We start from the raw sequence: 13946 nt of genomic DNA, 5'->3' as shown, positions 1-13946 counted from the left end.
CTTGTGGCGATCGAGAGCCCCGGGACGGCCGACCCGCACCGTCAGGCCGCAGCGCATGCGAAGGACGGCGCGCGGCGATCTTGTTGTTGGGCGAGGAGCGGCGCAGCCGCGGGGAAGAAGATCGCCGCCGCGCTGTTGCGGGGAACAGGCCGGGTCGCAGACCGCATCGCGGGGCAGATCCGCCAGAACAAGGCCCGTCGGTCGCAAGGCATCACGGCACCCAGCAGGACCACCCAGATCCGGTCAGGCTGCATTGCCATGATGCTCACACGGCCCATCCCGCCTCATGTCGGCACGGTATACGCATCGGCCATCAGCGATGCGATCAATGCGTCGGGCGCCTTGAACCGACCGCGACGAAGCGCCGGCGGCAACACGGCCTCGATGGCCTCGAGCTTTTCGGACGGATCCATCCGCAGGTACACCTCGGTAGTGCGGATATCGGCGTGGCCAAGCCAGAGCGCGACCTTACGGATGTCGCGTGTGGCCTGCAGCATGAGGACAGCGCAACTGTGCCGCAGAAGGTGTGGCGACAGTGTGCGCCCGACCAGCGTCGGGCATCGAGCCGCGGCGGCTTTTGCATGCTTTTCGAGGATGTACTCGAAGCCGGCGCGGGTCATCGCCATCCCTTGCGCATTGACGAACAGCTCCGTCGCCGGTGGCTTTCCGCGCACGGCAAGCCAGGCTCGCACGTCGCGGGCCGTTTCTTTCCAGAGCGGAAGGCTGCGTTCGCGCCGGCCCTTGCCGAACACCAGGATGCTCGGACTGGGTTGCAGCGTGACGTTCTCCAGGGCGAGGCCGACCAGCTCAGAGACGCGCAGGCCGCCGGCGAAGCAGAGGTGCAGCATCGCCCGGTCCCGCAGACCCAGGCGCGTCGTTGTATCAGGCGCATCGAGCACGGCGCGGACCTCGTCCATGGTCAGGTGGCGGATGAGCTTGTGGTCATGACGCTTGCCAGGGATAGCGTTGATCTGGGCGATCTGCTCCAGGGCGCTTGGGTGCCGGAGCTCGACATAGCGCATGAACGCCTTGATCGCGGCGAGCCGCAGGTTGCGGGTCGCCGCTCCGTTGCCGCGATCATGTTCGATGTGATGCAGGAACGCGAGCACCATCTCCGTGTCGATTTGCTCGAGTTGGAGCAAAGACGGGCGCGTATGCAAGCGCCCGGCAGCGAAGGCGAACAGCAGCCGGAAGCTGTATGCGTAGGCCTCGCAAGAGTGCGGACTGTAGCCGCGCTGTTGCGGCATGTGCACGCGCATGAAGCTGGTGATGAGCGGAGCGAGCGGCGTCATTAGCGCCTCCCGTCGATCAGCGCCTCGGCAGCCCCCGCAATGTCGGCCATGAGGTCAGGCGTGGCTTCCAGATACCAGTAGGTATGCCGGATGTTTGCGTGGCCGAGATAGGTGGAGAGCGCGACGAAGTCCCGCGCAACATCATCCCGGCGCGTCGCGCATTGCTCCAGCACGCGAGTCGCGAAGGTGTGGCGCAGATCATGGATACGTGGGCGACGTGACCTATCTTGACCGACGCCAGCCTGGCGCAGGATCACATGGAAAGTACTCTCGACAGTTCGAAGCGGCATCTGTTTGGCATCCACCGAGAGGAACACATGGTCGTCCGTCCCGGCGAACCGCCGGCGGACCTCAAGATAGGCCCGCATCGCCTCGACCACGCTGGCGTGCATCGGCACGATCCGGCTCTTGTTGAACTTGGTCTGGCGGATGTGCAGCACGCCGTCGGGCAGCAGATCGTCCAACCTCAGGTTCAGAGCCTCCGATATCCGCAGGCCCGTCGACGCCAGCAGCCCGATCAGCATCACATAGATGTGGCGCCTGAGCGGGCTGGGCTTCTGGGGCCGCAGATTACCTGCGGCGTCGAGCATGCGCGCCAGTTCCTCGGATGTGTAGATATAAGGCGCGGGACGTGTTGCAGCACTGTGGTTGGGATGATGGTGCGGCACCTCGTGCGCGCGATCCTCGGCGTGCAGGAAGCGGGCGAAGAGCGCGATCTCCCCAAGCCGCCGCTGGTGGCTGCGCGGGGTCGACGAGACGGCCGCCGTCCAGGTGAGCGCGGTCTCGCCGCGAACATGGGTGTCGCCCCAGTCGACCGCATAGCGCGTGAACGCGGTGAGGTGTCGGGCCGTCTTGGCGAGCTTGAAGCCGAGCGAGCGGCGCAGCTCGATGTAACGATCGGCATCATCGGTCAGCATGGCGACCTCCCCGGCCAGGGCTGCGCGATAGCCGCCAGAAGCGCGATATCGACCTTGGCGTAATGCGCGGTCATATCCGGCGACCGATGGCGCAGCACCGTGCCCACATTGGTCAGGCTGACGCCGTGGCGGAGCATCGCCGTGGCCGCCGAGTGTCGCAGGATATGCGCGCCTTTATAGCGGCTCTCGACACCCCCGCGTTCCAGCGCGCGCTTGACCAGGCATTTGACCGTGATGCGGTCGATCGGTCGCAGCGGCGCATATTCGGTAATGAACAGGGATGGCACGGCCATCGTCGGTCGGCTGCGGTCGATATAGGCAAGCAGCGCGTCGCCGATCTCTTGGGTGAGCGGCAGCAGTTCTTCGCGCCGGCCTTTGCCGAACAGGCGGATGCTGCCCTGCCGCCAGTCGATATCGCCGAAGCTGAGCCGTGCCACCTCGCTCGCCCGAAGTCCGAGCCGGACCAGCATCAGGATGATAGCCCGGTCGCGTAGGCGACGCTCTCCCTCGCACGCTCCGATGATCCGCGTGATATCGGCTTCGGGCAGAAAGCGCGGGATCGAGGCCAGCCGCCAGCCAGCAACATTGGGCATGGCGTGGTCGAGCCCAGGCCCGCATCGTCCTGTCGCGATCAGGAAGCGCAGGAACGCGCGGATGCCGACCGATATCCCCTTCATCCGAGCGATCGATACCGCTTTCGCGCGTTCGGTCATGTACGCACGGATCATCACCGCGTCGTAGGCGCTCGGCGTCTCCCCCAGCGCATCGATGAAGGGAATGATCGTCCCAAGATACGTGGCCCGCGTCGTTTCGGCCAGACCGCGCTGCTCGCGGGCCCAAGCCGCAAACTCGGTCACCAGGGGCGCAACCGGTTTGGCCGGCAGGCGTGCCAACACGCCGCGATCCTCGAGATAGGCGATGAACAGCTTGGCGGTCTCGACCGCGTCCTGGTTGACGTCGCCTCGGAAGCGCGGGCACTGTCCCGCTGCGATCAAGGCGAACGATGCCCCATACGCCTCACGGACCGCGGCAAACATGTAATTCTCCGCGCGCGCCCAGTGCGTCCAGCTCGCAAGCAGCCGCATCTTCTCAATGACGGTGCGTGGCGTATACCGTCGCTCACGAAGCCATTGCGCAAAGTCCGCCGCGTGTTCCGCAGCCATCCCCGCCTTCAAGCGGTCCTCGACCGCGTTCTTACGAACATAAACACCTGTTGGCATGTCGCCTCCTTTTGCATGTGGAGGCGGGACTATGATCCGAGGTGGCTGTCATTCGGAACGTCAGCGATAGTACCTGGTGCTGTCGGGTGGCGTGAGAACGCCCTCTGCAGGCTGGTTCTGCCGGGTGCTGTGATGCCTTGCGACCGACGGGCCTTGTTCTGGCGGATCTGCCCCGCGATGCGGTCTGCGACCCGGCCTGTTCCCCGCAACAGCGCGGCGGCGATCTTCTTCCCCGCGGCTGCGCCGCTCCTCGCCCAACAACAAGATCGCCGCGCGCCGTCCTTCGCATGCGCTGCGGCCTGACGGTGCGGGTCGGCCGTCCCGGGGCTCTCGATCGCCACAAGGCCGCGATGGTCGCGGGCTTGAACACAGCACAGGAGTTCCACCATGTCCCAGATCGGTTCGTTCACCCTCAGCAACGACGGCACCTACACTGGCACCATCAAGACCCTCGCCATCGACGCCAAGGCGCGCCTCATCCCCAGCGATCCTGCCGTCACCAGCGACAAGGCGCCCGACCTGCGGGTCATCGTCTCCGGCGTCGAGATCGGTGCCGCCTGGCGCCGGACCTCGAAGGAGGACCGGACCTACCACTCGGTCAAGCTCGACGATCCCTCCTTCAGCGCACCCATCTACGCCAACCTCTTCGAAGGCGACGATGGCAAATATGCGCTGATCTGGTCACGCTGATCGACACCGCGGCGCCTCCCAACACGGCGGGGCGCCGCTACTCGATCACGTAGCCCAGCGCGCGATACCCGTCCGTCCCTTCCCAGCCATCCGGGCGAAGACAGGAACCGTCTGATCGACATAATCCACGACCAGGACATCCCTTTTCCCGTCGTGCTCGCGATGAAGCCGGCCGACACACTGTGCCAATGTTCCTTTCCAGGCGATCGGCATCGTCAGGAACAGCGTGTCGAGACGGGTATCGTCGAAGCCTTCGCCAATATAGCGGCCTGTCGCGAGGATCAGCCGCTCATCGTCATCCGGGACATTCAATGCCATGCCGGCTGCTCTGCGATCTTTCGCCGATACGCCGCCGCGTAGAATCAGGTTTTTCACGAATGGCGCGAACCTCTTCCGAAGATAATCGAGGTGGTCCTTCCGTTCGGTCAGAACGATATCCGCCCGTCTTCATAACGGTCGGCGCCGGCGTTCCGCTCGCGCCACAGTCGGTAGCGCTGGCGGATGCGTTGCTAGCCAAAGGCGTCGAAGTCGACAACGGCAGCGATGCCGCCCTTTTTCTTTAAGCCATCTTAAGCATGGCCATTAGCGCAGCCGAAACTCTCTCCTGTCTAAACATTACTGTATGGAGCGCACTGGCCAAATTACCGTCGGCATTGTCGTCCTGGCGGTTGCCTGCGGGCTTGGCGCCTATGGCGGGGTGGCGATTACCGCCCTGACCATGGGGGTACTCGGCGGCGTTGGCATGCTCGTCAGTCTCGTCTTGCCTCTCGGGGTCGCATTGCTCCTCGTCGCGGGCGGCATGCGGCGCGGCAAATCCGGCTATGCCTGGGCGCCGGTCCTGTTCTTCGGCGGATGGGCCCTGATCTCCGTTGTCATGCGCGTATATCTGAGTTTCGAGGCGGCGAAGATAATGCCGCCCGACATCGATCCGAGCCTGGCGAAGATCAAAACCCTGGTCGTCGATGACTATCTGAATTTCAGCCGCACCTTTGTCACCGAGGGCGTGGTGGATCGGCAGGTCGAGATCGGCTACACGGACAACGATCGCGCCAAGCCGATCAACTCGATCAAGCAGACGACACTGGCCTCCGGCGAAGCTTGCTCCAAAAACGACCCGACATTTGAACTTCGCACGGTTGGCAGGATCGACGAGTGCTTCAAGATAACCAAGCTCGCCACCGTCCCGGACGGTCTCCACATTCTTCATGCGCCCTACAATCGTCAGACTTCAGCCTGGTCTTCTGAACTCAAGGCGGTGGTCGTTGAGAACGGACAGAAGGCGGACGCCCTTAAATGGCGCAGGATCTCGGCACGTGTCCCCGCCTATGTTCCGCTGTTCATGATGAATATGGGACCGTTCAACCGCGCGCAATCTGTTTGGGAAACGCGGCAGGGACCTTTTGAGGTGGTGAGCTATGGCGACGTCAACCTTACTTCGCAGGCCATGGCCGGCGCGATCTATGCATTCGATCCATCTCTGCCGCCCAAGCCGAAGGATAACTCGGTCTCGCTGGCCAAGCATGCATACGAACTCGTGTCCGCAGGCGATCATCGCAGCGGGCTGAGCATCGTCGCCCTGCTCGACAGGGCCGGCTTCGTCGACGACAACATGATTAAGGCAGCGGCCTACAACATTCTGGTCGATGGCAGCCCCTCCGTCCTTGGCGGCCGTCTGCCCGATCTCGGCAAGTTCGCGGACAAGCTGAATGCCGGGCAGCGCAATCTGTTGAACGATGAGATCCTTCGCTTGTTGACCACGCCCGCCGAATGCCGATGCCGTGCATTCCTTTTCAACTCCACGGAGCTGGGACAACGAGCCGTCGATGCATTCCAGAACACTTCGGGGCTGGAGTTGTGGCAGTACGACGGCCTGCTGACGGCGACGATGTACGTCGCCACGCCGTTTCAGGACCATCGCCAGCAATTGTTTGCAAGCATCATGGCTTCACACGATCCGTCCAATGCCCGTCGCATGATTGCCTACCTGAACCGGGCGGGCGTGAAGCTGCTTGAGCAGGAGATGCGGGCGCTGGTGCCGAAGCTGGCGGATTTGGACACTGAAGGCATCTTCTTGATAGCCACGCACAGCGCCACCCTGGTCCCACCGTCCCGAGCGGCAAAGTTCGACTCGACCTTCGATCCGGAACTCAACCTCAAAGCCGACACCTGGGCTGCGTTCTGGGCCGCGATGCGTTCGCAGGCCGATCGCATCCCGGACGCGAAGCAACGAGCACGCGCCATCGACGAAATCGGCAAAAAGCAGCTCGAAAGCTAGACGCACCGGCGCGTACCATCGCCCAGATCGCGTCCAACGGGCTGCGCCGGGAACATCAGCTCATACTTGCGACCGATGACGGCCACCTTGCGTTCGAGCGCTCGGTGGCATGCCTGGAAGCGCCTGCGCGATAACAGCGTTGCTCCCGTATCGGAGGGATGTCATGCTCAACCCATCACAACAGATCATGAGGCTAGGCTTTGGATTCGCCGTGTCGCAGGCGCTGCGCGTCGTTGTCGAACTCGGCATCCCCGATCTCCTTGCTGTCAACGAGCAATCGGTGGATGAACTAGCGGCTGCCACTCAGTCAGATGCTGACGCGCTTTATCGTGTAATGCGACTTCTCGCGCCTGAAGGGGTCTTCAGGGAGGTACTGCCCCGTCATTTCCAGTTGACGGAAATTGGTGCGGTGCTGCGCTCCGATCAGCCGGGTCCCCGCAACTTCGTCCGCATGATCAACAGCGAGGCCTATCTTGCCTTCGAGCAACTCTTGCATTCTGTCCGCACCGGAAAGCCGGCCTTCGACAAGGTGTTCGGGAGCCCAAGATTTGACTGGCTGTCGGAACATCCGGAGCAGGCTGCCTTGTTTCAGCGTGCCATGGTCGCCCTGAGCCAAGGCAGTAACGAGGCCGTTGCCGAAGCCTATGATTTCAAGCCGTTCACGCGGATCGTCGACGTTGGCGGCGGACATGGCCAGCTTCTCTCGGCGATCCTGGCTCGCAACCCTCACCTGGACGGCGTGCTTTTCGATCTGCCTTCGGGCGTCGCGGCAGCACGCCAGGGTGCCGGAGGCGACCTGCCGCGCACCGAATTTGTCGCCGGTAATTTCTTTGAAAGTGTTCCCACCGGTGACGTCTACGTCATCAAGAAGGTCGTTCACGATTGGGATGATGGGCGTGCCGCGGAGATCCTGCGAAATTGCCGCAAGGCAATGCTGCCGAACGGGAAGGTGCTTGTGGCCGAGACGCTCGTGCCGCCGGGTGACGAACCGAACCAGATCAAGGGTATCGACGTGGTCATGCTCGCCGTCACTGGCGGCCTGGAGAGAACGCAGGCCCAATATGCAAGCTTGTTCGACGCCGCTGGGCTGCGCCTTGAACGAGTGATTCAGACCCGGGGACCCATTTCCATCCTCGAGGCGTGCCCAGCCTAATCAAAGATAGCCCTTGCCGGCTGCTCTCACACGACGTTCCGGTTCCGCACAATAGGCAGCCCGGGTCTTGGCCAAAGGAGACCCGGCCAACACCATCGAAGGCGGACTGGCGATTGCGAGTAGATGTGTTGCGAGCTTGCCCACCGCCGCTGCCGGTTTTTAGGGTCATAGAAGACCAATCTATCAGCTGCGGTTTTCAACATCGTGTGCAACCCCGCCCTTGTGGCGTTTGCAGCTTCGATGGAGAACCGCCCGCATTGGACACGCGGCGTCTTCCGGCCTACAACTCCAACCTCGACACAAGATGATCACCGAGCCTGCGGCTCCGAAGCCGGTACCGCCTTGCGTTTCGAGCAACACCCGAACCATGATCTCGTGCATGAAAAAGGATGAAGCCGAAGAAGCTTTGCACTTCTTTTGCACAAAATGGGCTGAGGAACGCCGATCAAGGAGATCTGCCGCGAAGGATATCGCGGAAGGTTGTCCGGAAAGTGCTGCGGTCGGACGCGACGGAGTTCCGCTACGAGCGTGAGCATCAGCCGATGCCGAAGATCGGCCCCTGGCAGGATCGGCTCGATGGATTTTTGAACGGCAATCACAGCAAGGTTGGGCGCGAGCGGCTAACGCTGATCCGGATCTTTAAGGAGTTTCGCGGTCTCGGATACGACGGCAGCTACGAACGGATCGCCGATACGCCAAGACCTGGGCGAAGGCTCAGGGATCAGCGACGGCGGAAGCTTATGTGCCGGTGTTCTTCCCGCCGAGCGAGGCCTACCAGTTTGACTAGAGCCACGTGTCGATCTTCGCATGCTCGACGACGAAGCCCGCCGGCGCAAGTTTCGTCGGCCCAGATCTCCGTTCCATCGCGCTGATTCCCCCTCGGAAAAATCGCGACTTCAGCCTTCACATGCAGCGAGATTGAGGCTGCCCCCTTTTGCGCGCCGATCCAGGGTCCCAATTGCGGGCCGATTGACAGCAGCCAATGACGGATCGCCTACAACTCCTGCCGCAACCGGCACTGCCCGAAATACTAGGCCGGATCGACATTCACCGCAGCCAGATCATTGCGGCGGCGAGGTGTACGAAGCCTGTGAAGTGAATTGTGCGTCGGTCGTAGCGCGTGGCGAATCTACGGAAGTGCTTGAGGCGATTGAAGCATCGTTCGATGCGATTTCGGTGCTTGTAGACGTCGGTGTCGTGAGGGATGGCGACCTTGCGGTTGCGCTTGGAGGGGATCACCGCCTCGGCCTTCATGTCGGCGATGCGTTGGCGTAAATCGTTGCTGTCATAGGCTTTGTCGGCGAGCACGGCACAGGCCTCCTGGCCCTTCAGAAGGTCAGGAGCAGCGGTGATGTCATTGGCTTGGCCAGGTGTGATCAGAAACCGCAAGGGACGGCCAAGCGTGTCGCAGAGCATGTGGATCTTGGTGGTCAGTCCACCTCGGGAACGCCCCAGCGCCTGATCCTTGGCCCCCCTTTTCCGGTCGCTGCCTGCTGGTGGGCGCGAACGATGGTACTGTCGAGCATCAGGTACTTGTTGTCGCGGTCAGCGGTCAGCGTGTCGAACACGCGTTCCCACACGCCGGCATGGCACCACCGGCTGAAACGCCGATGCACCGTCTTCCACTTGCCATAACGTTCGGGCAAGTCGCGCCAGTGCGCGACCGATCGCAGGACCCACAAACAACCGTTCACGAACAAACGGTTATCCGAGCCAGTGCGGCCCGGATCACGCGCCTTGCCAGGCAGAAGCAGCGCGATCCGCAGCCATTGCGCTTTATCCAATTCGTACCGCTTGATCCCCATCGTCCGCTCCGTGGCCTGAACACGGAAACTCATGAATCAGACATCAGATGATTTGGGAATCCTGAATGTCGATCCGGCCTAGGGCTTGGCGGCGCTTGGCTGGCCGAGCGCGAGGCCGACCTGCTGCCAGTCGGCTACGTCCATGTCGGGTTTACGCTGCCGGCCGAGGTCGCTGACATCGCATTCCACAACAAGGCGCTGGTCTACGACCTGCTGTTCAAGGCAGCGTCGGAGACGTGATCTTGAATTCAAAATTCAAAGAGGAAAATTGGCTGAATCTAATATTGGTGGGTTTAGAGACTATCGACATCAATCGGGCGATGCTTAACGATAAGCAGCGCTGTGGCGACGTCAGCAACCCGAAAAATACCATCAGTGCCGCGCTGGATAGTTTAACGGCCGTGGTGGCGGTACCGCGCCTGCGAGCTCCCGACCGGCTAAAAATTCTTCAATGAGCCAAAGAATCTCATCAGTGTTGTTGCCCACCCAAGGGAGATGATCAGCGCCAGGGAGTTCGACCAAACGTGCGTTCGGTATGCTGGCGGCAAGCTGCCGCCCCCCTTCAATATTAACGCAGGCGTCTGCCGTTCGGTGAATGACCAGGGTCGGAACGCGGATGCTGGGAAGGATACCGGTGATATCGATCTCGCTGTTCAGACGCATAAGCGCCATGGCCGCGGCGGGAGTCGCGCCGAGCCGCTCGTATCGTCCCCACCATTCTTGGAATGCCGCATTTCCTACCATCGAGGGAGCGAACATGGGCAAGCTCGCGCCGCTGCCCCAGCTCGTATCGATGTATTGCAACAGTCTCTGCAAGGCCTCTTCGCTTCTGATCCAAGAGGCAAAGTGCGCGAACGCACCATAGAGCACGAGCGCTTCGCAGCGGTGTGGCTGGGTGGCGGCGAAATAGGCGGCGAGCGAGCCGCCTTCGGACGGACCGATGATGGCCGCCCGTTCGACGTCCACAGCATCCAGAACGGCACGCAAATCATCTACGCGCGCATCAAGGCCAGGAACCCTTTCGACACGGTCCGACATGCCGGTCCCGCGTTTGTCGAACATGACGACCCGAGCGAACTGTCCCATGCGGCGCAGAAACCGGGCCATGCTCGGCTCGGTCCACGCGTTCTCGATATGGGTGACAAAACCGGGGCAGAACACAAGATGGCGAGGACCTTCTCCCCAAACCCGATAGGCGATGTGGACTTCGCCGCTTTTGGCGAAGCGGATCGGGGATACGGAATCCGCTGAAATTGGTGGGGTCGCGCCGTCCGTGACGACCGCCGCGAACAGGTAGCCGCGTCGCGGAAGGGTCTTGACGATCCGCCGCTCTTGATCGCAGATCGCCTCGCGAATGTCCTTTATGCACTGCACGAGCGAATCGTCCGTGACGATGGTCCCGGACCAGACCCTCTCCATCAATTCGTCTTTGGTGATAACGCGGCCAGAGTTCGCCGCCAGGTAATGCAACACTTCAAATGATTTGGGCCTGAGAAAAACCTCCCTACCTTCGCGCTCCAGCGAAAGGCGTGCGAGATTGAGGGTCCAGCCGGCGAAGTAAAGGTTTCTGGGCAGGTCGGCTTTCATCCGCGATGCCGCCGCGTCCGTGCGGCTTGGGGCGCTTTCGTCGAAATTTCGGCGAACCATCGTCGGCCTTTCGTTACACGCCGAGCTGCGACGCCTACCATCGCCAGCATAGCGTTGAATGCCTGCGCGGTCACCCGCTCCGGGGCGACCAAAGATTTCAGCAAAGGAGATTGCCATGCCGCAACAGCAATTGCGAGAGCCGGTCGAGGTTTCGCCGCCTCAGCACGGTCCGGCCGGGGATGCCAGCGGACAGGTGATCGAAACCATCTTCGGGCGATGGCGGAGCCAAATCCTCTATGCGGGAACCAAGTTGGGCGTCTTCGACGCCCTTGCGAGCGATCCCAAGACCGCTGCCCACGTCGCCGGCGAGCGCGGGTTGGATGCGGACCTGTTGTACCGGCTCATGCGGGCGCTCGGTTCCTTGGGGCTGTTGAGCGAGGATCGGGCCAAAACCTTCTCATTGACCGCGAGCGGCCAACTGTTGCGCGAGGACCACCCGCATAGCCTGCGCGCGATGACCCTGCTGGAAGAAGGTCCCGAGCACTACGCTGCGTGGAAGCACCTGAGCGCCCTGATCGCAGAAGGGAGCCAGGACGGCTTTGCTCGTGAGTTTGGTGCGCCCGCCTTCGAGTATGCGGCCCGAAATCCGAATTACGGCGCCGTATTTAACGCGGCGATGAGCAGCTTCTCCGGCATGGACAATATGCTGGTGCTGCAAGCGCTCGAAACTTACGACTTCTCCCGCGTCTCGCATCTCTGCGACGTCGCCGGCGGCCATGGCTATGCCCTATGTAACCTGCTGGCCAAATACCGGCACCTCAAAGGCACGGTGTTGGAACTGCCTGGCGTGATCGCCAATCGAGAGTTGTTGTGGGCAGCGAAGATGAGGGTCGGAGATCGCTGCACCTACGTGGCTGGTGACATGTTCCAGGCGGTGCCTTCCGCCGATGCCTACATGTTGAAGCGCATTCTACATGACTGGAACGACTCGGAATGCCTGCAGATTCTCTCCACCATGCAGCGGACGGCGCCGAAGCAGGCCAGGCTGTTGATCGTCGAGCAGGTCGTCCCGGACCCGGACACCTCGCATTTCTCCAAGCTGTTTGACGTTCATATGCTGATTTGGGGCAGCGGCCGGGAACGCACGGAAGAGGAATACGCTGCGCTACTGGAAAGGTCCGGCTGGAAATACCGCAAGGTCTGGTATCCCCCCTCAAAAATGCTGGGCATCGTCGAGGCCGTGAAGGAATAACGGTATAGCCAAGCTGTGATAACGCGGAATTTTTCAATGATTCCGCGTCACGTCGGAAGAAGGGAACTGCTGGCCCGGAAAATACCCGCCAGAACAATGATGATTCCTGGCCTGGCCCCATCGTCGTCCAGCGCCAGAACCGGGACCGGCATCATTTCAAGGCGGTCGAAGCTGCCAAGGGCTTCTACGACCCCTGCGAGATATGGCCACTGGCGTCCAAGCCATAGCAGGAACCCGGAACCCGCCTGGTCGCTGCGGTGGCTCAACCACAGTGGTCTCTGTGCTGGTCAGATCAAAAACGCCGTTGCCGGTGGAATCGCTCTGAATCAAGCCATTCGGCCGACGCTGATGTCACCGCCTTGCGAAGCAAAGTGCCATTGACGCTGTTTTCCGAATCTGTGGTTGTGGTCGAGCCGTTAGCATTCCTGACATAGACTTGCGTCTGATCGGCAGCGCCGTCGACATCCTGGTCGAGCGCCGTCGTCACCGTCAGCTTGTCGGCACTGGTCGTCGTCGTCGTCCGCTCGGCGACCGAACCACCTCAGAAACGCGGAAACTAATTATTCATAGATTCTAATATACGTTGATGGCCGTCGCAGAGGCCAGTTTTGAGTAGTGCGACACACACTCTCCTACAACGGAAAGCCCGGAGCTCCCCGCGCCGGGCTTTTCTTATTTGGGCCTTTAGCAGCCTCGCCAGCGCGCGTTTTCCGTGCCAAGCGTCAAGTCTATTGCGAGGTATCTGACTGTTCTCGATGGCGGATCTGCCGCCCTGAGGTCGACACCACGCCGAAGGCATAATTGTGCCGCGAACCCGTGTGTATGTAGAATGTGGTACTCGGACGCTATGCCTATTTTTTCAGTGAGGCACCCAACCGTTCTACCAGTACAGCGACCGGTGAGGTTTGGCGAACACCGGTTGATGTTCAGGCCACGCGACAGCTTCGATCAAAGGCTTCTCGACCACGCCCTCGTCGTCGTTACGGAGCCCAAGGAGGTTCGATAGATTCACGACGTTTTCGGAAACTGCGTTGCGGTGATCGATTTTGCGGAGTCTCCCTAGAAACTGCACTTCGAAACCGCCATTCGGCTTGATCACACGCCTCAGCTTACGCCAGACTTCCGCATCGACAAGGCGGCACTCAGCTATCCCTTTTCCTATGAGCCTGACGAAGCCCTCGACCTCTCGCAGACCATCGAACGCCAGCATCCAGACGATGGCGACGAAATCGAAATGGGCGCGCCAGTTCTTGAGCGCCGCCGGGCAGACCGAGACAGGCAAGCTGTTGATGACGCTCTGCTATGCCATCCACGAAAGCTTTGTGTATTCTCGTCGGACTGAACCTGGGACGCAGCCCGCCCTGGTCACGCTACTTCTGCGGCGGGGCACGTGCCGTGACTTGGCACTTTTCATGATGGAAGCAGTTCGATCGCTTGGCTTCGCCGCCCGCTCCGTGACGGGATATGTCTATGTCCCAACCCGAGATAGTGCGGATGTGCGGGGCGGAGGCTCAACGCATGCCTAGTGCCAAGTCTATTCGCCCGGAGCCGGTTGGGTCCGGTTCGATCCGACCAATGGCATTGTCGGCAACCGATCAGGGTGGCAGTCGCTCGCCACCCACCACAAACCATTCCTCTTTCCGGCAGCTATTCTTGTCCCGCATCAAGCTTTTTGGGATGCACGTTGAGGCGAAAGTGACCAAGGAATAGAGCGTACGAAAGTTGCAGCTATTTGATATTTGATGGTGTCCCACC

Annotated in this window: 10 protein-coding genes and 4 pseudogenes; 7 read left to right on the top strand and 7 right to left on the bottom strand. The window is 61.4% G+C overall.

All coding sequences use genetic code 11. The features are described 5' to 3' along the window. Nucleotides 1-284: 284 nt before the first annotated feature. From AC56QP_RS23990 to AC56QP_RS23980, 3 genes are read right to left on the bottom strand one after another with little or no spacing between them, the layout of a single operon-like run. Nucleotides 285-1292 (bottom strand): tyrosine-type recombinase/integrase, encoded by a 1008-nt coding sequence (locus tag AC56QP_RS23990; RefSeq protein ID WP_489863205.1) that lies wholly within the window; start codon nucleotides 1290-1292, stop codon nucleotides 285-287. Continuing rightward, nucleotides 1292-2209, bottom strand: a complete 918-nt coding sequence (locus AC56QP_RS23985) for a tyrosine-type recombinase/integrase (RefSeq protein WP_489863206.1) — start codon at nucleotides 2207-2209, stop codon at nucleotides 1292-1294. The genes AC56QP_RS23990 and AC56QP_RS23985 overlap by 1 nt, the downstream gene beginning before the upstream one ends. Beyond that, a complete protein-coding gene (locus AC56QP_RS23980) occupies nucleotides 2203-3429 on the bottom strand; it encodes a tyrosine-type recombinase/integrase (protein ID WP_489863207.1) in 1227 nt (408 codons plus the stop codon). Before AC56QP_RS23980 ends, AC56QP_RS23985 begins: the two co-directional genes overlap by 7 nt. 387 nt (nucleotides 3430-3816) lie before the next feature. Here AC56QP_RS23980 and AC56QP_RS23975 point away from each other — a divergent pair, with 387 nt between their 5' ends. Next, nucleotides 3817-4119 carry a DUF736 domain-containing protein gene (locus AC56QP_RS23975; protein WP_489863204.1) on the top strand — a complete coding sequence of 101 codons (303 nt, stop codon included), beginning with the start codon at nucleotides 3817-3819 and terminating at the stop codon, nucleotides 4117-4119. Between the two features lie 45 nt (nucleotides 4120-4164). Here AC56QP_RS23975 and AC56QP_RS23970 read toward each other — a convergent pair whose 3' ends face one another. Beyond that, nucleotides 4165-4494, bottom strand: a complete 330-nt coding sequence (locus AC56QP_RS23970) for a hypothetical protein (protein ID WP_489863208.1) — start codon at nucleotides 4492-4494, stop codon at nucleotides 4165-4167. Between the two features lie 247 nt (nucleotides 4495-4741). On the opposite strand from AC56QP_RS23970, the gene AC56QP_RS23965 reads away from it, so the two are divergent. From AC56QP_RS23965 to AC56QP_RS23955, 3 genes and pseudogenes are all read left to right on the top strand, one after another. After that, nucleotides 4742-6394 (top strand): hypothetical protein, encoded by a 1653-nt coding sequence (locus AC56QP_RS23965; protein ID WP_489863209.1) that lies wholly within the window; start codon nucleotides 4742-4744, stop codon nucleotides 6392-6394. A gap of 163 nt (nucleotides 6395-6557) precedes the next feature. Next, on the top strand, nucleotides 6558-7547 hold the full coding sequence (locus AC56QP_RS23960) for a methyltransferase (protein ID WP_489863210.1): 990 nt from the start codon (nucleotides 6558-6560) through the stop codon (nucleotides 7545-7547). A gap of 464 nt (nucleotides 7548-8011) precedes the next feature. Beyond that, nucleotides 8012-8331, top strand: a pseudogene (locus AC56QP_RS23955) (IS21 family transposase); the annotation flags it as partial. 263 nt (nucleotides 8332-8594) lie between these two features. Here the strand turns inward: AC56QP_RS23955 and AC56QP_RS23950 are convergent. Further along, a pseudogene (locus AC56QP_RS23950) lies at nucleotides 8595-9352 on the bottom strand (IS5 family transposase). 93 nt (nucleotides 9353-9445) lie between these two features. Here AC56QP_RS23950 and AC56QP_RS23945 point away from each other — a divergent pair. Further along, nucleotides 9446-9589 (top strand): annotated as a pseudogene (locus tag AC56QP_RS23945) (IS91 family transposase); the annotation flags it as partial. 135 nt (nucleotides 9590-9724) lie between these two features. On the opposite strand, the gene AC56QP_RS23940 reads toward AC56QP_RS23945, so the two are convergent. Then, complete coding sequence (locus tag AC56QP_RS23940) at nucleotides 9725-11116, bottom strand: alpha/beta hydrolase (RefSeq protein WP_489863211.1); 1392 nt, start codon at nucleotides 11114-11116, stop codon at nucleotides 9725-9727. Here AC56QP_RS23940 and AC56QP_RS23935 point away from each other — a divergent pair. After that, entirely contained in the window at nucleotides 11115-12191 is a 1077-nt protein-coding gene (locus AC56QP_RS23935; protein ID WP_489863212.1) for a methyltransferase, read from the top strand. The two genes, AC56QP_RS23940 and AC56QP_RS23935, sit on opposite strands and share 2 nt — an antisense overlap. Nucleotides 12192-12483: 292 nt before the next feature. Here AC56QP_RS23935 and AC56QP_RS23930 read toward each other — a convergent pair whose 3' ends face one another. Next, complete coding sequence (locus tag AC56QP_RS23930; RefSeq protein WP_489863213.1) at nucleotides 12484-12678, bottom strand: hypothetical protein; 195 nt, start codon at nucleotides 12676-12678, stop codon at nucleotides 12484-12486. A gap of 360 nt (nucleotides 12679-13038) precedes the next feature. Between AC56QP_RS23930 and AC56QP_RS23925 the strand changes: the two are divergent. After that, nucleotides 13039-13890 (top strand): annotated as a pseudogene (locus AC56QP_RS23925) (transglutaminase family protein). The last annotated feature ends 56 nt before the right edge of the window (nucleotides 13891-13946 follow it).

It is taken from the genome of Mesorhizobium sp. RCAM 05104 (assembly GCF_059683645.1).
This window is presented reverse-complemented; position numbering and strand designations above follow the sequence as displayed.